The organism is Chloracidobacterium sp. (assembly GCA_016711345.1).
In the GTDB taxonomy this organism is placed as follows: Bacteria; Acidobacteriota; Blastocatellia; order Pyrinomonadales; family Pyrinomonadaceae; genus OLB17.
In genome coordinates, this window is the sequence record JADJTD010000001.1 from 2,634,928 (window position 1) to 2,654,598 (window position 19,671).

The following is a 19,671-nucleotide window of genomic DNA, read 5'->3' on the forward strand; positions in this document are numbered from 1 at the left end:
TATCCTATTAAGATATGTCGGCAGATCTCACAAAAGCGAAAAATATCCTACTGATAGTCCTCGGGATTTTTTCCGCCGCCTTTGGTGTGAACGGCTTTCTTCTTTCGAGCAATTTTATTGACGGCGGAGTTATGGGTATTTCGATGCTGGTTTCAAATGTTCTCGGAATTCCGTTGGGGATATTGATCTTGCTGATAAATCTGCCGTTTATCGCAGTTGGCTATCGACATATTGGAATAAACTTCGCGATCAAAAGCGCATTAGCGATCACGGGACTTGCGCTTTGTCTGGTTGTGGTGACCTTTCCGGATGTTACGCCTGATAAGCTTTTGACCGCTGTCTTTGGAGGTCTGTTTATTGGAGCCGGTATCGGACTTGCGATTCGCGGAGGAGCAGTACTCGACGGCACTGAGATCGCCGCGTTGCTCGTCAGCCGCAACAGCCATCTGCTGCGTGTCGGGGATGTGATACTGATCCTTAACATATTTATATTCCTCGCTGCCGCATTTTTTCTGAGCGTAGAATCGGCGATGTATTCGATCCTGACATATGCTACGGCATCAAAGACGATAGACTTTCTGTTGCACGGCGTCGAAGAATATACCGCGATCAATATCGTGTCGCCCAAGAATCAGGAAATAAAGGAGGTCATCACCGGAAAGCTCGGACGCGGCGTGACTGTCTATCATGGACAAGGCGGAATGGGCAGCACCGGTATGAACGACACCAGCCAGTCGATACTGTACTGTGTCGTAACTCGTCTTGAGATCGGAGCAATAAAATCAGCGGTCAAGGACATTGATCCGAACGCTTTTGTGACAACACATTCACTTAATGACGTTGAAGGCGGCCTGATCAAGAAGCCTATTTTGCATTAGTGTCCACTTTTTTTCTTATGAAACTACGCTGGCGATTTGGCATTGTTGCGGGGCTGTTTTTGGCGGTGTTTTCGCTGTATCCGCAGTTGAAGCTGGTTTATAACCGCGGCGGCGACTGGAACGGGCATTATGCCTACAATGACATCGACGAGGTCGCGTACGCTTCGTATTTGAAGGCCTTGATCGACGGGCGGCCGCGTAAGAATGACCCTTATACGGGCCGTGACGATTCGCCCGAAACTCCGCAGCAGGAATCGCTTTTTTCGATACAATTTGTCGCTCCCTATTCCATCGCAATTCCAGCACGCATTTTGGGCATTGGAACGCCGTGGGCGATTACGATCGCGGGTGCTTTGGCGGCATTTTTGACAGCTCTGGCGATCTTTTGGCTGATCGGGATGATAACGGGCGATTCGCTGTATGCGATGGCGGGCAGCCTTGTCGTGTTATGCGGCGGTGCTCTTTTTGCCGGTGAAGGAGCGATCGGCGAGATACTTGGCACGAGTTATTCGTATCCGTATTTTCCGGGCTTTAGACGATATGTTCCGGCGATGGCATTTCCGGCTTTCTTTGTGCTGGTCGCGTTGGTGTGGAAGATATTTGCCCACGAAAGACATGAAAGTCGCGAATTAGGCCATAGATCAAAGATCTCAACATCTCACGTTCTTCTTGTCTTATTTTCGGCGCTGTGTTTTGGTTATACGGTATTTTCGTATTTTTATGTGTGGACGACGGCGGTTGCGTGGCTTACTTGTTTGGGGTTGTGCTGGCTTGTGGTGCGGCCAGCCGGTTTTGCGCGAGATATCAAACTGCTTGCAGGGTTAGCCTTTGGCTGCATAGTTTTTCTTGCTCCATATGCTTATTTGCTGGTAAACCGCTCGCGTTCGATGGACGAAGTGCAGATACTTGTCCAAACGCGCATGCCCGACTTGCTGCGAGTGCCGGAACTTATCAGCTTTGGTGTCTTGGCGGTTATTGCTGTCGGTATTTTGCTTAGAATACTTGCGTTAAAAGATCGTTCGACACTTTTTGCGATCTCATTGGCACTTACGCAGGTCGCAGTGTTCAATCAGCAGGTAATTACCGGCCAGGAGCTTCAGCCGATACATTATCAGGTTTTTATCGGTAATTATGTCGCGGGATTGGCGGTCGTTGTGACGTTTGGGCTGATATGGAGCAACTTCGATAAGCGAGACAGCACCTTTCCTAAGTTTGTATTTGCATCAGTTGCGGTAATAGCAGCGGCTTGGGGATTTGTTGAGTGCCATTACACGGTGCGGATACTTGATGACGTTAATGTAGCACGCGACGAAGCTCTTCCGGTCGCGCGGCGATTGACGGAGATCGGTAAAGAGGATCCTGACCGGCATACGAAGGTGGTTCTCCATCTGGGGATGGCTGAGGCAGACGATCTGCCGACGGTCGCTCCGCAATCGGTCCTGTGGGCACGGCATCAGCATGTATTTTCCGGCCTGACGTCGTGGCAGGAAAATAAAGAACGCTACTATCAGCTCCTATATTATCAGGGCATCAATGGACATCAGATCGGACAGGCGATGAAGCGCGGAGAGGATTTCGTCTCGATGATCGCGTTGTTCGGTTGGGGAAGGCACACTGACAGGTTGAACTCAGCCTACAAGCCGCTCACATTCGGCGAGATCGACGAAGAAATGCGTGTGTTCGATGAGTATTGTCAAAATTTCGATGGTTCTAGGCCTGACGTTGTGCGGCTCGATTATTTGGTTGCTCCCTCTGAACCGCAGCCAATTTTCGATAACATTGACAAATGGTACAGCCGTGACGAGGGGGAGACGTTTGGAAAGTACGTTTTTTACAGGCTTAAACTGCGATAAAAAAAGACCGTCCAGAAGGACGGCCGAGTTTGTATTACTATTAAAATATTAAAGCTAATTTAAGCGGCCAAAAGGTCGTTTGAGGTTTCGGCAAATACACGTCTGCCGTTAAGAGCGTCGTCGATTATCTCTCTGACTGCCGAGGCATCTGGATTAACATCCATGCGGGCACAGGCCCTGAGATGTCTGATAATGCCCTCCGCTGCGATCTCCACTGCGTCTCCTGACAGTTTTGAGAAACGGCGTGCCTGAATATGGTCGATCTGCAAGACTCGATCTTGCAGAGTCATAGGTCTAGCTGCTGCCACTTTTTCTTCTCCTTGTTTCAAAATTTTCCGCCCTGTCCGGGCAGGAATGATCCAAGATTCGCACGAAACAAAATGCGTTTCATTAAAAACAAGCTATGGTTCCAGCCACAATTTCGCTGAAAGATAATATGTGCTATCGCCTTAACTGTAACAAGATGTTAACAAAAAAAAATGACCTTGTCACGACTTTTTTTTCGGCCTTGTGATTTTTTTCTCAAAATGGCGTTAAACAAAGAAAAACCGGCAAACCACAAGATTTGCCGGTTGATCTAAAAACTATCGCTAAATCAAGCGTAGCTTAGGCTACAGCGTCTTTCATCGCTTTGCCGATGCTGAACTTAACTGTGGTCTTCGCCGGGATCTTGATGGTCGCACCGGTTGCTGGGTTGCGTCCGTCACGGGCCTTGCGATGGGTCTTTTTCAGTTTGCCAAATCCGGGAACGGTGAATTCGCCATTCTTTTTAACTTCGCTTGTCGCCATTTCAGCAAGAGCGTCAAACATTGTTTTGACCTCAGTCTTTTTGAGACCGCACGAATCTGCCAGCGCTCCGATAATTTCCGTTTGTGTCATACGAGCCATAATTTATCTAACCTCCAAGTTGGTTGTTTATATAGTTAATAATTTGCCGGCAAAAATCGCTTGGGCAAAGGGGGAAAACTTCCAGCCGTTAATAAAATGACTGGTCGGGGCGGCAAGATTCGAACTTGCGGCCTCACGGTCCCAAACCGTGCGCACTACCAGGCTGTGCTACGCCCCGTTATGTCAGATCAAAGAAACGATTAACGATTCCAAGAGTCGAATTCTATGCGCAAGAAGCGCCAACGTCAAGTCAAACCGCGTAAAAAAGCCGTAAAAACGGGATTATTTGGCAAAAAGCGTGCGCGCGGTGACTGATTTTCTGTTTAACGGTGTCCGACAGCTCGCCAAAGGTCTGATCGAAACCATCCGGAATGAACAGCGGATCGTAGCCAAAACCATTTGTTCCGCGAGGAAATGGTGCAATCGTACCGCTGCAAATGCCCTCGGCAGAATGGACGATCTCGCCTGCCGCATCGGCTATTGCGATGGACGAGACAAAGCGTGCCTTTCGCCGCGTGTCGCCTGTCTTGTCTAGCTCGCCGAGCAGCATTGACATCTTCTTATAAAACCCCAATTCCGCTCCTCCGTATCTCGCCGAGAGAACGCCCGGCCTGTTGTCGAGTGCCTCGATCTCTAGTCCGGAATCGTCGGCGATCGTCATTAAACCGGAGAGCGAAGCGTAGCCGATGGCTTTTAGCGCAGCGTTTTCCGCAAACGTCGAGCCTGTTTCCTCGATCTCGACCGTGCAGCCAATATCACTGAGGCTTAGCAGATCGATCGGCAGCCCAGCTAAAAGGCCGTTCAACTCCCCAAGTTTGCCCCGATTATTTGTTGCAACGAGCAGCTTTCTTGCCATATTTCGAGTATGCCATATTGAGTTAAGGCCGCAAAAAACTCAGCATCGGAAAGCCTCGAATGATAAAGAGAAGGAAGAGTTGATCGCGAGGGTAAAAGAGATGTCAGCGGATGGAAAGACCAATCGTGAGATAGCTGAGGAAGTCGGGATTTCTCACACGACAGTTGGTAAGTACTTGAAAGCGTAGAGATGAGTTGCCACCCTTTCCAGCTTTCCAAGTTTCCAAGTTTCCAGAGCTATTTATCTATATTGAGTTATCACTAAGTAAATATATATATAAATGAAAAGTAAGACCCTTATAGATTATAAATCTGGAAAGTCTGGAAACCTGGAAACAGTGGAAAGGGTGGCAACCTGTTACATTCATCTATCGCGTAAAAATGGTTCTCTGCCGCGTAGCGGCAAGGTGAATGTAGCCGTGGGTTTTAACCCACGGGAATGTGAACCGAGGATTCGCGTCGCGTAGCGACGATTGAACAAAACCGTTGCAATAATTCAATCGTCGCTGACGCGACGGAAACATTTATTACGGCCTGCCGTGGGTTAAAACCCACGGCTACATTCAAAACATCGCTACGCGATGAAACAAAAGGAAACGTTGCTACGAACGATGCCCTCACAAACAAACCTTGTATAAATCGCGATTCAGCGATATGCTTACGGGAAATATACCGGTATTTGGGAGAGAAAGAAGGTAATGAAGAAACGACATTATTCTATGGTCATTGTTCTGGCTGGCATCGCTATTTTTAGCGGATTTAATTTTATTCCAGCCGCTAAGGCCGCGGGGAATAGTCTTTTTGCGACTCGGATCAGCGAATTTTTCGGGTTACCGCAAATAGATCCTTCTACATCTTTCGTACCGGTGCCGGTTTCACTGCCTGCTGTGAACGCTCCTACCGGCGCAACTATTTCTGTGCCTATAACGACAGGCGATCTTACCGGCCTTGGGGTTTATGTGTATGAACTTCAAGTGACATACGATCCGGCGATCCTGACGCCTGCTTCACCTGCTTTTGATACGGCTGGAACGCTGAGCAGTGCGATGACGATAACACCGGACACGAGCAATTCCGGCCATTTGATCATCGAGGGATTTCAAGGAGTGGCTATGGCAGGAGCCGGAACGCTGATCAACTTAAGATTTACGGTTATCGGAACGACCGGCCAATCGACGGCGTTGACGTTTGCGGATTACACTGATCCGGGATCGGCCTTTCATCCGGGCTTTCGGTTTAACGAAGGCGATCCGACAGTGACGATCACGAACGGAAGCTTCACGGTGGTCGCTGCAACTGCGACGGCGACAAATACTGCGACAAACACGCCGACCAATACACCTGCGACTACGCCGACATTCACACCGACAAATACGGCGACGGCAACCGCGACGGGTACACCGGCGGTGGCGGTGGCTCTGCCGATAATGACCGCGTCGCCTGCCACGGTTGTTTTGGTACCGATAACGGTCGGTAATACGACCGGTTTGAACATATTTTCTTATGACCTGCAGGTGACATTTAACCCGGCGATCATCACGCCTGCATCGCCCGCTTTTGATAAAACGGGAACGGTCAGCAGCAATATGTTCGTTACGCCAAATGCTGCTAATCCGGGACACCTTATCATCTCGGCGTTTGATGTCTCTCCACTGACCGGATCGGGAACGCTGCTCAATCTGAGATTTAATGTTATAGGCTCGTCAGGACAATCGACGGATTTGATCTTTGAGGACTACACGAGCCCGGGAAGCCAATTTCATCCCGGTTTTGTTTTCAACGGCGGCTCGCCTCCTGATGTAACGTCGAACGGAGTGCTCACTATCGCGACGGCTACACCGACGGCGACGAACACGGCGACCGCGACGGCAACATCCACATTCACACCGACGGCAACCTCAACTTCGACGTTCACGCCGACGGCGACATCAACATCGACATTTACGCCAACGGCAACGAGCACCTCGACGTTCACTCCTACGGCGACATCAACATCGACATTTACTCCGACATTTACGGCTACATCAACCTTTACACCAACGGCGACGAGTACGGCGACATTCACGCCGACATTTACGCCGACCGTTGTGCCGACGCCGATACTCGGCAACTACACAAACGCCGTGATACCGCTCAGCACAAATACGACCGTCACGCCCGACGCCGCCCCGCTCCTAGCGGCGAGCATGAACGTTTCAACCTCAACAAACTTCAAAGGCAAGCTCGAAGCCGATCCCACAACCGGCATCGTCACCGTTACAAATGCTCATCCGGCAGGAATACACCTCATCACCGTCACAGCATTCGGTTTTATGGGCGTGACCAATACAAGGACGTTTACGCTTACGGTTAACACGCCTCCTGTTTGTAATCCGGTCAGTTTTGCGCCGGCGGTTCATAACGGCACGGGGACTGGTTCGGAAGCAGTTGTCGTTGGAGATTTTAACGGAGACGCCAAACAGGATCTTGCGGTGGCAAACGAAAGCTCGCACAATGTGTCGATTTTGTTAGGCAATGGATCTGGTAGTTTCGGAAGCGCGACGAACTTCGGAGTGGGTAATAATCCTAAATCATTAGCAGTGGGAGATTTTAACGGCGATGGCAATCAGGACCTCGCAGTTGTTAATCTGGGTTCGAGCAATGTATCGATTTTATTAGGTGATGGTTTTGGTAGTTTCTCTAACTTTTTAATGTTACCTGCAGGCGGCCCTGAAGCAGTTGCTGTGGGGGATTTCAATGGAGATAACAAGCAAGACCTTGTAGTTGTTAATGACGGCACAAACAACGTGTCGATAATGTTAGGTAACGGTGACGGCAATTTTACCGCTCCAACAAACTATGTAGCTGGCACTGTTCCTCATTCGGTCGCCTTGGGTGATTTCAATGAAGATGGCAATCAGGATCTTGCCATTTCCAACTGGGCATCAAACAATGTCTCAATCCTGTTGGGTGTTGGTAATGGAAGCTTCGGAGGGGCGATCAATTTACCAGTTGATTCTAATCCATACTCAATAGCAGTAGGTGATTTCAATGGTGATGGCAAGCAAGATTTAGTGACAGCTAATCGTGAACCGGGAACCGTAACTATTATTCTGGGATTGGGACTGGGCAATTTCAGTGCCGCGACAAACATTGGCGTTGGCGGAGTTTCTGTATCGGTAGCTCTAGGTGATTTCAATGGTGATGGCAAGTTAGACATTGCAGTTGATATACCTAACTCGGACAGTGCGTCAATCCTGTTGGGAGATGGGGTGGGTGGATTTAGTTTAGCTGGGTCTGTGGGGACTGGCGATTTTCCTTATTCAATAGCGGTAGGTGATTTCAATGGTGATGGCAAGCAAGATCTTGTTACCGCGAACATTTTCTCAAACAATCTATCCGTTCTGCTTCGTGATTGTACGTTAAGCGGAACTGTTACTTACGGCAATGCGATTGGAAGTCCGAGTACGCGGTATGTTTCTAATGTGCAGGTGAATGCTGCGGGAACGCCTTCGGCTTCTGCGACAACATTAGCGCCGGGCGCGGGTGAGGGAACTTACAAGCTTGATCTGTTGGGTGCGGGGCCCTATACGGTTACGCCTTCGAAGGTGGGCGGCGTGAACAATGCGATCAATTCATTTGACGCGGCAAGGATCGCTGCGCACGTTACCGGTAACAACTTTCTGACCGGCAACCAGTTTGTCGCGGCGGATGTCAGCGGCAACAATGCGATCCAGTCGTTTGACGCGGCGCAGATCGCACGTTATGTCACTGCGCTAACTCCGTATGCCTTGACGGGAACTTGGAAGTTTTTCACCGTTCCGAACATTCCGTTTCCAACAGGCTCTACGCCGACGAGCAGGACCTATCCGACGCTGACCAGCAACCTCGCAGGCGAAGATTACACCGCGATATTGCTGGGCGACGTGTCGGGCAATTGGAACAACACCGGTGCGAGAGGAGTTGGCGGTAAGCAGCCGGCAGTAGCCAGCGGGCCGGAGAGAAGTATTTCGGTTGAACTGCCGGATATGGCTGTCGCAGTTGGAAAAGAGATCGTCGTGCCGGTTCGGGTCGATAATGCGGCTAACAAAGGCATTGTCTCGTATGAGTTCGAGCTAAGGTATGATGCTTCGGTGATACAGCCTTTAGAGGATGTTATTGATATAGCAGGAACAGCCAGCCGAGGCCTTTCGTTTGCCGCAAACGCCAACGAACCGGGCATTTTACGAGTCGCATTGTATGGTGCGATGCCCATCGACAGCAATGGATTACTTCTGAATCTCAGATTTAAGGCGGTCGGCGAACCTGGAGCATTTACGCCATTGACGTGGCAGCGGATAATGTTCAACGACGGCCAGCCACGAGTGTCTGCGATCAATGGCCGCGTAAGACTCTAATGCGAAAGCCCGCACGTTAGTCAGGGCGATACATTCATGCTTGAGTGTTTCGCCCTTACTAACGTGCGGGCTTTTGCATGTTGTGACATTTTTATTGCCAAGACCTCTCAGAGACAGGTATAATTGATTTGCGGTGAAAACCGCCTCACCACCGACGCTTACCTTCTACCTGAGGAAACCCCAAATTGGCAGCAGTGATCGATAATCCTACCAATGTGCTTAATGACAATGCGGTCATTACCGAAGTGCGCCGCGACAACACAGATTTGCCGATGAGTGCCGATACAGAGACAGCCATTGAATTGGGAATATGGTTTTCGGGGCTTGAGAGTTTTTTGAGTGTCGGTAACTACACTTTTCGTGTGCGCGACACCGCAAAGCCGACGGTCGATTACACAATAGAATCCCGCCTTACTCAATCGACGCTGATGCGGTGCATGAAACTGAATGCACGGCTGCTCGTCGAGCAAAATCAAACCGAGAGCACTCGGCGATCACACGGCCTGACGGTTGATGAACTGACCGATCTCGCTGCGGCGCTGCGTGATTCGATACAGGTTGGCCAGTGCATTGTTCGTGCCGAGCCGCTCGGCGTTGGTGAATGGAAAGCGTGGTGCAATCTGCTTGCTGAGAAATTTGGCAGGCTCGAAGCGTTCCATAAACTGATTCGATACGCCGAAGCGCAAGGCGAGCAATTTTTGCCTGAGCCGTTAAAGAGTTTTGCCTCAAACGAAAAACCGAAGACGCTGGAAAATGCCGAACTCGCGCTCATCTTGCCGAAGTTTGCCAAGATACTAAAGTGGCTGAGCGTCGTCGGTAAGATGCTCCAGGCAGACGAGCCATTGAAACCGGCGCTGCTGATCTTTTCGCGGTTGAATGAGCAAATTCCCGATCTTATTAGTTACATAAATAATCGCCTCACACGTTTCCCGAACGAAGAGGCCGAACTGTTTGCCTCACTCGATGCGGCGTCATACACGGCTTCGATAGAGCTGAAAAAAGTTTACGCTCAGGAGTTGACCGGACTCGCCGATCTGCGTCCGCCGCCATCGATCTGTGCCGGAATGGAAACGGCGTATGCGATGCTGAACGGCAGCTTTCAACAGACACTTGCCGGACTTGCACATCTCATTGATCCTTCAGTTGATGTCGTTGCGCTGTTCCCAAGCTACCGCATCAATTTTGAAAGGTCGCTCACTCTTCGCAGCGATCTATGGAAACTAGTCCGCCTAACGCAGACCGCTGAACAGGAGCCGGGAAAAAACGAAGTCGATTCTTTGAACAGGTCGCTCCGCGAATTTACGAATGGAAGTATTCGTTTCTTGTTTTATAAAGATACGGAGACCTTCGAGCGTTTTGTCGAGGAGATCTTGGTCACAAAGCAGAAGAAAGACCTCGTGCCGCTGCTGCATCGCTTCGGAGCGTACCTCGAAACTCTATTCGGTCAGGTCAGCATGCGAGCGGTACTCGAAAAGCATCCGTTCGAGTCCCAGAATTAATTCACCACGGAGACACAGAGAGCACAGAGATATTAAAATGCCCTGTGCTCTCTGTGTCTCTGTGGTGAAAATTCTTATTGTGAGCGCAGAGTAGCTAACGGTTTTTTGAATAGCACATCAAAGCTTGCTGCGGCTCCGACAATCGTTACGAGCAGAGTCGTTATCACGACGCCTCCGACGGCAAGCATCGGATCGAATTGCCATTCGACCTCCATCAGAAAACGGCTGACGACATACGAAAGACTGACCGCAAATGTAGTCGCGATAATTCCGGCCAGCAATCCTAAAATTCCATATTCCGCAAACAGAATTGTGGTCAGCGTTCTTCGATTCGCACCTAGAGTTTTTAACACCGCGTTCTCATAAATACGCTGAGATTTTGTCAGAGCAACCGAGCCGATCAAGATCAGAATTCCGGTCAGCAGCACAAAGCTGCCGACAAACGAGATCGCAAGAACAAAGTTACTAATAAGCCGCTCAACTGCCGCGACGATGTCCGCCACGTCAAAGATCTGCACGTTTGGAAAGTTGTCGAGCACGTCGCGTTGAAGCTTTTGCCGCAAGGTTGTCGGCACATGTTTTATGATCGTTGCCGCGTAGGTTTGCGGCGCTTTGTCGAGCGTGCCGGGGCGAAATACAAAAACGAATGCCGTGCGAGCATTTCTGACGTCGATCTTGCGGATGTTTGCGACGCGGGCAGTTATCTTTCGTCCGGACACATCAAACGTTATCGAATCGCCCGCACTGACCTTCAACGTGTCAGCCATGTTTTCGTCAACCGAAACTTCCGGAATGTCCGACGGCTTTGTTGTCGTCCACCAATCGCCCGAAATAACTGATTCATTGTCGTCCAAGTTGTCGCGATATGTAAGCGCAAATTCACGTCCGATCTGGCCTTGCTGTTGGCGTATTTCGCGCTGCTGATAATCGATGGCTTCGCCGTTGACAAATGCAATGCGGCCGCGCACGGTCGGCACAACCTCAGGTTTTTCGCCTAGCTTTTCTGCGATGATCTTAACAACGTCATCGATCTGGCTTTTCTGAATGTCAACAAAGATGAGGCTCGGCAGTCGTCCGTTTCTCGTAAGATCAAACTCCCGCAGCAGGTTTGTCTCGATCGCTTGAACGGACAAAACAACAAACGCTCCTAAACCGACTGCAAGCAAAATGATCCGAGTTTGATTTCCCGGCCGATACATCGAGTTCACAGCCTGACGAATGGAAAACGTGCCCAGGCCTTTCACTTTTTTCAGAAACCACATCAGCACCGTTGCGGAGAGATAAAGGACAATTCCCGTTGCAGCAAGTGCGCCGAGGAACAAAACTCCGACCTTGACCGAGCCTGCCTGCCAAACCGCAAGTGCCAGCAACACAGCGACAGACACTGCGCCGATCGCCCAGCGTGTCCAGTCGAGTTTCGACAAGCTTGCATTATTCTCATCGCGGAGCAGCAGTCGCGGTTTGATCGATCTGATCTGCATGAGCGGCAATGCTGAGAACAACAACGAGATCAAGACGCCGAGAACAATTCCTTGAAACGCAGTCGAGAGATTTATCGAGTAACTCATCTTCGCAGGCAAAGCGTCAATAAACCGCCAGCGAGCTAACCACAATCCGCCTTGCGCTAGAAAGACACCAAACAAACTTCCGACAGAACCGAGCACGAGAATTTGCAGTAGATAAACCGTAATGACCTTTATTCCGCTGCCGCCGAGGCATTTTAGAACGGCGATGGTCTTTCGTTTTTGCTCGATGAATGCTCGCGCGACATTCCAAACACCGACGCCGCCAAGCACGAGGATCAGCAAACCCGTGAGCGAAAGGTAATTTTCCATTCGCGAAAATTGGTCGCTCAGGTTTTCTTGCTGTTCGCGGTACGAATTGACCTGCACAGTAGTGCCCTTTAACGCATCGCGAAGCTGTGTGACAAGCTCGGTTGGATTGTCGCTTGTGCGATAAAGGATTCGGCGTCTAACACGGCTCGAATTGCGTGTGATGCCTGCGGTTTCAAACGCCTTTTTTTCGACAAATACTCTTGGCCCGAGTCGAAAGCCGCTCGATCCGCCCGGCTCTTCGTCTATAGCCGCGCGGATCTGGAATTCGCCTTCACCGATACGGAGTTTGTCGCCGATCTTGACGTTAAGTTCTTCGAGTAGTCCTTTGGCGATGACGGCGCCGTTGTTTTCCAGCAGCTTGTAGTCGAACGGCTCGCCCGACGAAAGCGTGAACGTGCCGATTAGCGGAAATGGCGGCTCAATGCCCTTTAGCTCTATAAATTCAACACTATCGTTTGACTGATCGGTTGAACGGCCCATCACCGCTGCCGTGATCGTTTCGTTACGGGCTTCGACGGTAGGGAATCGGGCGATGACGCCTTCGATGGTCGATATGTCGGTCGGCGAAAAGATGTTTGTTGAGGTTACTTCGACATCGGCCGTCATCAGCGCGCGGGCATCATTTCCTACTACCTTCGTGAGGTTTTGAATAAGCGATCTAAGAGCGACGACCGAGCCGACGCCTAACGCGATGCAGAGAAAGAAAAACAACAATCGCCGCCATGAAGAGCGGATCTCGCGTCGTGTCAGATTGAGAATAAACTTCATCAGCGTTGATCTGCGGCCAAATATCTCTCGCTCGAAATACGTCCGTCGGTAAGGACAATTTGCCTTTGTGCCTGTTCTGCCAACGTTGCGTCATGTGTCACGAGTACAAGCGTAACGTTATTCTGTCGATGCAAGTCTTTCATCAATTCAAAAATATGCTGGCCATTCTTTGAGTCAAGATTGCCGGTCGGTTCGTCTGCCAATAAGATCTTTGGACTGTTTGCAAAGGCCCTTGCGATCGCTACGCGCTGCTGTTCGCCCCCGGAAAGCTCTGGCGGGTAATGATGTCCGCGATTTGTCAGGCCGACTTTTTCGAGAAGTTGCGTTGCTCGATCGTTCACGTCAGGCAAGCCAAGAATTTCCATCGGGATCATGATGTTCTCAAACGCGGTGAGACTTGGGATGAGATGGAAAGACTGAAAGATAAAACCGATCTTCTCGCTTCGAATGCGGGCTAGAGCGTCTTCGCTGAGTTTTGTGATCTCTTCGCTTTCGACAAAAATTTGCCCGGATGAAGGAGCATCGAGACCCGCAATAAGACCGAGAAGCGTTGATTTGCCGCTGCCGGATGCGCCTGTGACAGCGACAAACTGGCCTTCGGGAATATCGAATGAAACGTCGTCGAGTATGGTCAGGTCCTCGACACCGGAAAGGACAGTTTTGGAGACGCTGCGAAGTTCGATCATATGATTTTGCATCTTTAGCCGACGGTTTAGCGTACAATAAAGCGACGAACTATGCGTTATTGTATTCGAAAAACTACAGTTGTAAGTTTCATATTTCTCGTTGTTGTTCTTTCCTCTTGTGCGAGATCGAACGCTCGTCCCGAGGCCGCAAACAAAACGCTTGCGATGCCGCAAGTTGCGACTAATAAGCCGAAGATCATTGCCTTTGGCGACAGTCTGACAGCCGGATTTGGCTTGTCGGAAAAGGAATCTTATCCATATCTGTTACAGGAAAAGTTAAAGGCGGATGGTTACGATTTTGAGGTTATTAATGCCGGTGTGTCGGGTGATACAAGCCTCGGCGGCCTCGAACGCAGCGATTGGGTTTTGGAACAAGATAACGCCAAAATTCTTATCCTTGAACTCGGCGCTAACGACCTGCTTCGCGGCGTTCCGGTCGCGAAAATGAAGGATAACCTCGACAAAATAATCCGAAAAGCAAAGGCCAAAAAGTTGAAAATACTCCTCTGCGGAATGCTTGCTCCGCCGTCGATGGGCTCCGAATATCAGCGTGATTTTATGATGGCCTTTCCCGATCTCGCCACCGAACACAAGGTCGAGTTTCTGCCGTTCCTCCTCGAAAACGTTGCGTTAAAGAAAGAACTAAACCAAGCCGACGGCATCCACCCAAACGCCGAGGGCGCAAAGATAATGGCCGACAACGTTTACAAAGCTCTAAAGCCGATTCTCACGAAGTGAATCCGCATTGCCGGCTCAGCCGAACAGACTATTTATGAAAAAGATACTCTTCATTTTGACGCTGACATCTGTCAGCGCACTTACGCTAGTTGCACAAACGACGGCAACAACCAATCAGGCGTCATACGCACGTCCAAATGCCGAGAAGCGCTTCAAACGTTTTGTCAACGACACAGTTGGACCGTTTTCCTGGGTTGGAGTCGCGGCAAGCTCGGGATTTTCGACCATCCGAAACGAGCCCGAGGAGTGGGGCAAATCGGCGAAAGGTTTTGGAAAGCGTTTCGCGTCGACACTTGGCAAAAACGTCATTCGAAACACTGCGATATACGGTATGGACGAAGCTCTGAAGATCGACAGCCATTTCTATCGCAGCAAGAAGCGTGATTTCGGTTCGCGGGCCGGGAATGCGATCGCCTCGACATTTACAGCCCGGACCGCGAACGGCAAACGGACGGTCGGAGTGTCACGAATCGTCGGCACATACGCCGCAAACGTCATCGCGGCCGAGGCATGGTATCCGCCTCGTTATAACTGGAAAGACGGCATGAAAAGCGGCACGATCTCGCTCGGTGCCAACTCGGTGTTTAACCTCTTCAAAGAGTTCGTCCTTAAAAAGTAACCGATCGAATATTGTCTAGAGCGACTCTTTGGCATTCTTTTTGACCCATAAGCTCAGTCAATGTGTAGGCGCCGCTCGACACGCATTGTGTTTGGCACAGTGCCGTTAATCGTCGTGTTACCGTGAATGTTTTTCACTGTGCAACTGTCTTTGACCGCTAGATTAAATTTGTTTCGCGAATCGCTGTCCTTGGCATGGGACTCGATTCGTGCCAATCGAACGCGCTCGACGCTGACGATACTCGGAGTAGTCGTTGGAGTCGCTGTCGTTGTGATAGTAGCGGCATTATTGCAGGGTGCTCAAGTCTTCGTTGTCAATTCAACCGCCGGATTTGCGCCGGACGTGCTGCGGATCGAAAAGGCGTCTTTTCAAGATTTTGGTTCCGACGGCCAGGCTTTTGTTGAGGCTAAGGCAAAACGGCCTGACATCTTCATCGAGGATCTCGAGTATTTGACCGTGAGATTGGGCGACGAGATCGAATTTGGAGCACAAGCCGATGCCGCATTGCCTGCCAGGCGCGGTGCCAAAACGCTCGTTGGCGTGATCGTTCAAGGCGTTACGCCAAACATTACGGACCTATCTAATATAAAAATCGCGTACGGACGCGGTCTTACATCGACCGATGACACGTATCGGCGAAATGTCTGCATTATCGGCCAGGACCTGGTTGACGAGCTATTCCCGACGACGGGTGCGATCGGCGAAGATATTCAGCTCGGGCAGATCCGGTATCAGGTCATCGGCGTGGCCGAACCTCGAGGGTCCTCGTTTGGGTCTTCGCAGGACGGCTTTGTTCAGATCCCGCTTGGAACCTTTACTCGTGTCTTTGGCGCACGTTCGCGTTCGCTTGCCATACTCGCCAAGGCCAAAGACACAGAAAAGGTATCGCTTGTAGATGTCGAGGAACGTGTTCGCGTGGCTATTCGCATCCAACGTAAAACCATCGGCACTGACAAAGAGGACGATTTCAGCTTTGTCACTGCCAAGAGCGTTCAGGCATTTTCGGCGTCGTTGACCGGAATTGTTGGAACCATCGTTTATCCGTTGACGGCGATATCGCTCTTTGTCGGCGGCATTGTTGTTATGAACATGATGCTCTCGTCGGTGACCGAGCGAACGCGTGAGATAGGCATCCGATTAGCGGTTGGTGCGAGGCGGCGTGACATTCTGATGCAGTTTTTGATCGAGACGACGACGTTGACGGTGATCGGCGGAGTGATCGGCGTAATGTTTGCAGCAGGCATTATCTGGCTTCTGGTGTGGGCAACAAATCTGCCGCTTAGCCTTCCGATCTGGGCTGTTATGGCGGCGATCGGCGTGTCCTGCGCGGTGGGAATAGTTTTTGGCGTGATTCCGGCGAGACAGGCGGCAGCGCTGGACCCGATCGAGGCTCTTAGGTCGGAGTGATCTTGTTAGATAAATTGACGTGAATATTCAAGGCATAACTGACACATGGCAAACGGTCATTGATTCAATACGCACCAATAAACTGCGTGCGGGCCTGACGTTGACCGGCGTCATTATCGGCACGGCGGTCGTTGCACTCGTCGGGGCGGTGCTCACCGGACTGTCGCAGCGGGTTCAGGAGGTGTCCGACAAGAGTGCTCCGAACGTCATTTATTTCACCAAACAGGCGCGGATCGGCCCTTCACTTGAGCAGCCGACGGCCGAGGAGCGTCAACGTAAGGATTTCACGCTTGATGATGCGATCGCCGTATCCGAACTGAGTTCGCCGCAAGCCGTATCGCCGCAAAAGGTTCGTGGAAGTTATGGTCCGTCGGCTGATGTGCCGAAGGTAACAGCCCGCTCACGCGAGGGTATTAATCCGCTGATCCTTGGCGTTTGGGAGAATTACCCCGACGTGATCAACGTGCCGATAGAGAAGGGCCGATTCTTTACCGAAACTGAGCGCCGCGGAAGGGCATCGGTCGTGGTTATTGGTCACGGCATTGCAAAGCAGGTTTTTGAGGAGCTCGATCCGCTTGGTGAGGATATCAAGATCGACGGCAAGCTCTTTCGCGTGATAGGGGTGCTCGGCAAATCGACGGGTGAAGGTGTGATCGGGAGCGATGAGATTGACGAGCGGTCGATGTATATTCCTTTCGAGACATCGGAAAAATTCTATCCTGAGATCGAAGAGACGCTGATCGCCGTCCGGGCTCCGGCGGGTCGAGTGGACGAGGTCACCGACGAAGTAACGTTCCTCTTGCGGCAACGACGCGGGCTGAAATCAACCGACGCCAATAACTTCGGCGTGAACCGCTCAGAACAGATATTCCAGCTCGTCGATGATGTTATCAATGGACTTGGCGTTATCGTCGTGCCGATCGCTCTCGCAAGCTTGTTTGTTGGTGGTGTCGGGGTTATGAATATAATGCTCGTGTCGGTCAAGGAGCGAACGCCCGAGATCGGTATCCGGCGGGCTCTCGGGGCGACCAGGGGCGAGATATTGACGCAGTTTTTGCTTGAGGCGATCACGTTGACAGGGCTAGGCGGCCTGAGCGGGATCGCGGCCGGGCTGTTCCTCGCTTTTGCCGTCAGAAGTATCATCAGCTTTCCCGCTGCTGTCCCGTTTTGGGCGATCGCGGCAGGATTTGGTGCATCTGTGATGGTGGGATTGATCGCGGGGTTTTATCCTGCGCTTCAGGCGTCGCGGCTCGATCCAGTCGAGGCGATGCGAAGAACTTAAAGCAATAACACGAATCAAACGAATAAGAGTCTTCTGATTCGTGTGATTCGTACAATTCGGGCTATTTGGGGCAAAAACTGCATTTTTATGAGTGACTGAAACAACCTTAGTTCTATCTTGGGCGTCATAATTCTGATAAATTGATAAAAATTTGGCGTCAGGAGTGGAGTTTACGCAGAAGTTGCGTCTAATCAAACTTATTGGAGGGTCATGCTTGCAAAAATATTAAATAGACTTGTTTTTTCCGTATTCACTGTTACTTTGGCCTATGCCACAGTCTCAGCTCAGTACGTTAGCTGGCCTGCGGGACATGAAACTGCGGCTGAATCCGTAGTGACGATTTTGCTTGCAAGTGATGGCGATGCTCATGCCGTCGGATCTGGCCTTGTTGTTCGTGCTGACGGCTACGTTATGACGCAGTTGAGCCTGGTCAAAGGCGCTCGCGAGATTCAGGTGCGGTTTAGAAACGGCGAGACTTACGATAAGGCTGAGATAGTCTCGACAGATGAGCGACGCAACATTGCGATCTTGAAGATAAACGCCGTCGGGCTTCGCGTCATTCCAAACGGCACCGCCGAAGAGACACAGGTCGGTTCGCGGGTGTTTTTGTTTGCAAATCCTGATGGACAGTTTGTATCGAAAAACGACCTCATGCTTTCCTCAGTTCAAATGGCCGACAATATTGACGGAGCAGGCAAAGGATATCGCGTTTTGCAGATCAGTAACACAGTCGCGGGCAATACAGCGGGAGCTTTGCTGCTCGATGAACGCGGATATTCGCTTGGGATGATGACGACTACTCCGGGGTCGAAAGGCCAAATCGCTGTCCCGCTTTCATCGGTCGTAGGACTTATTCGGTCGGTGCAATCAAATTCGACATTGACCACATCTGTGAAGAGCCCAGCACCTTCGCAAACGCCATTTCCCATTTTGCAAGGTTCCGTATTAGTTCCTGAGAGAGGGATAACACCGTTATCTTCCAAAGGCCCTGGATCGGTTGTTGTAAAGCCAAAAACCGTTCCAGATATATTGGCGCTTTCAAAAACTATTTACGTTACAAGCAACACCGTTAGTTTCAAGCCCGATCAGATGGTCAACGCTCTCAATGCGCGTAAAGAAATGGCAGAATGGAACCTTTCATTTGTTGAAGAACGAGAATTGGCAGATTTGATCCTGGAGATCGATCATGTGCTTTATACATGGAAATATACTTTCAAATTGTATAGCCAGCGGCTAGGAACTGTTGTTGCCACCGGCAGCCGAATAATCGCGGATGGCAATCTCGGGGCACCTTACATGGCAGATCGCTTTATTGAAAAAGTAAAAATCGCTCGTGGACCGGAGAAGGCTACACAGAGCACAATGCAACCGGACAACAAAGCTGACGCGAAAAAGAATATCGACACACCGAAAGATTCCAAATCGACCAAATGATATTTACATTGTTCTGAGACCCTCGTCATATTCGGAAAGTTGCGTCAAATCGGGAAAATTGGTATTTCATTCTGCTACAAATTCTGATAGGTTGATGCGGGATCGTTGTAATTTTGATGATCTTTGTTATTTGAAAATCAGTTAGGCGGCAGCGAAAACTGTAACATTCCGTATTACAAAGTGCGCCGTTTGTAATAATCTGTGAGACAAACGGCGCTTCTGCAAAATTTTAGACATACGCCCGAGCGGAATTTGTAAGCGCAATGTTTGTAGAGTTTAAGGGTTTCAGGTAAGTTGCAGATCACGAGAATTTGAACGAAAAACTTTTTTCGAAAAATCGTGGAACGCGACGAAAAACCGACGATAAATATACTGTTTACAACATTTACATCGTTCCACAGAGAAGTGGAACGATGTGGAACGATTGAAGCGTTGTTTGCGTGAAAAAAAAGCGGTGGGACACTGGGACACTTGGGACAGGCCTGGGCAAAGTTGAGAGTTTCAACTTTAGTTGGCTGTGCTTGATAAAGAGGCCAGATAAAGCAGATACGCA

General features: G+C 50.3%; 15 protein-coding genes and 1 tRNA gene. 10 read left to right on the forward strand and 6 right to left on the reverse strand.

Annotated features, from left to right (window positions below; all coding sequences use genetic code 11):
* Positions 1 to 14 precede the first annotated feature (14 nt).
* The gene (locus IPL32_10980; protein ID MBK8466344.1) at positions 15 to 878 is read left to right on the forward strand and encodes a YitT family protein; all 864 of its coding nucleotides are present in this window, start codon (positions 15 to 17) and stop codon (positions 876 to 878) included.
* 17 nt (positions 879 to 895) lie between these two features.
* Positions 896 to 2,731: a hypothetical protein gene (locus tag IPL32_10985; protein ID MBK8466345.1), complete on the forward strand. Its 1,836-nt coding sequence runs from the start codon at positions 896 to 898 to the stop codon at positions 2,729 to 2,731.
* Positions 2,732 to 2,790: 59 nt separating this feature from the next.
* On the opposite strand, the gene IPL32_10990 is transcribed toward IPL32_10985, so the two are convergent.
* The 4 genes from IPL32_10990 to rdgB all read right to left on the reverse strand — a co-directional run bounded on the left by IPL32_10990 (position 2,791) and on the right by rdgB (position 4,475).
* Positions 2,791 to 3,039: a hypothetical protein gene (locus IPL32_10990; protein ID MBK8466346.1), complete on the reverse strand. Its 249-nt coding sequence runs from the start codon at positions 3,037 to 3,039 to the stop codon at positions 2,791 to 2,793.
* A gap of 298 nt (positions 3,040 to 3,337) precedes the next feature.
* Positions 3,338 to 3,619: an HU family DNA-binding protein gene (locus IPL32_10995; GenBank protein MBK8466347.1), complete on the reverse strand. Its 282-nt coding sequence runs from the start codon at positions 3,617 to 3,619 to the stop codon at positions 3,338 to 3,340.
* 101 nt (positions 3,620 to 3,720) lie between these two features.
* Positions 3,721 to 3,797: transfer RNA gene (locus IPL32_11000), tRNA-Pro, on the reverse strand.
* A gap of 72 nt (positions 3,798 to 3,869) precedes the next feature.
* Positions 3,870 to 4,475 (reverse strand): RdgB/HAM1 family non-canonical purine NTP pyrophosphatase, encoded by a 606-nt coding sequence (gene rdgB / locus IPL32_11005; GenBank protein ID MBK8466348.1) that lies wholly within the window; start codon positions 4,473 to 4,475, stop codon positions 3,870 to 3,872.
* 79 nt (positions 4,476 to 4,554) lie between these two features.
* Here rdgB and IPL32_11010 point away from each other — a divergent pair, with 79 nt between their 5' ends.
* From IPL32_11010 to IPL32_11020, 3 genes are all read left to right on the forward strand, one after another.
* On the forward strand, positions 4,555 to 4,662 hold the full coding sequence (locus tag IPL32_11010; GenBank protein ID MBK8466349.1) for a helix-turn-helix domain-containing protein: 108 nt from the start codon (positions 4,555 to 4,557) through the stop codon (positions 4,660 to 4,662).
* A gap of 510 nt (positions 4,663 to 5,172) precedes the next feature.
* The gene (locus tag IPL32_11015; protein ID MBK8466350.1) at positions 5,173 to 8,850 is read left to right on the forward strand and encodes a VCBS repeat-containing protein; all 3,678 of its coding nucleotides are present in this window, start codon (positions 5,173 to 5,175) and stop codon (positions 8,848 to 8,850) included.
* Positions 8,851 to 9,035: 185 nt separating this feature from the next.
* Positions 9,036 to 10,349: a hypothetical protein gene (locus IPL32_11020; GenBank protein MBK8466351.1), complete on the forward strand. Its 1,314-nt coding sequence runs from the start codon at positions 9,036 to 9,038 to the stop codon at positions 10,347 to 10,349.
* A gap of 74 nt (positions 10,350 to 10,423) precedes the next feature.
* Here IPL32_11020 and IPL32_11025 read toward each other — a convergent pair whose 3' ends face one another.
* Positions 10,424 to 12,952 carry an ABC transporter permease gene (locus IPL32_11025; GenBank protein MBK8466352.1) on the reverse strand — a complete coding sequence of 843 codons (2,529 nt, stop codon included), beginning with the start codon at positions 12,950 to 12,952 and terminating at the stop codon, positions 10,424 to 10,426.
* On the reverse strand, positions 12,952 to 13,638 hold the full coding sequence (locus tag IPL32_11030; GenBank protein MBK8466353.1) for an ABC transporter ATP-binding protein: 687 nt from the start codon (positions 13,636 to 13,638) through the stop codon (positions 12,952 to 12,954). Before IPL32_11030 ends, IPL32_11025 begins: the two co-directional genes overlap by 1 nt.
* Before the next feature lie 51 nt (positions 13,639 to 13,689).
* Here IPL32_11030 and IPL32_11035 point away from each other — a divergent pair, with 51 nt between their 5' ends.
* From IPL32_11035 to IPL32_11055, 5 genes are all read left to right on the forward strand, one after another.
* The gene (locus tag IPL32_11035; protein ID MBK8466354.1) at positions 13,690 to 14,376 is read left to right on the forward strand and encodes an arylesterase; all 687 of its coding nucleotides are present in this window, start codon (positions 13,690 to 13,692) and stop codon (positions 14,374 to 14,376) included.
* Between the two features lie 34 nt (positions 14,377 to 14,410).
* Positions 14,411 to 14,995, forward strand: coding sequence for a hypothetical protein (locus IPL32_11040; GenBank protein MBK8466355.1), 585 nt, complete (start codon positions 14,411 to 14,413; stop codon positions 14,993 to 14,995).
* A 150-nt stretch (positions 14,996 to 15,145) separates the two neighbouring features.
* Complete coding sequence (locus IPL32_11045) at positions 15,146 to 16,402, forward strand: ABC transporter permease (protein ID MBK8466356.1); 1,257 nt, start codon at positions 15,146 to 15,148, stop codon at positions 16,400 to 16,402.
* A 19-nt stretch (positions 16,403 to 16,421) separates the two neighbouring features.
* Entirely contained in the window at positions 16,422 to 17,684 is a 1,263-nt protein-coding gene (locus IPL32_11050; GenBank protein ID MBK8466357.1) for an ABC transporter permease, read from the forward strand.
* Between the two features lie 261 nt (positions 17,685 to 17,945).
* Complete coding sequence (locus tag IPL32_11055) at positions 17,946 to 19,118, forward strand: trypsin-like peptidase domain-containing protein (protein ID MBK8466358.1); 1,173 nt, start codon at positions 17,946 to 17,948, stop codon at positions 19,116 to 19,118.
* Positions 19,119 to 19,671: the final 553 nt, after the last annotated feature.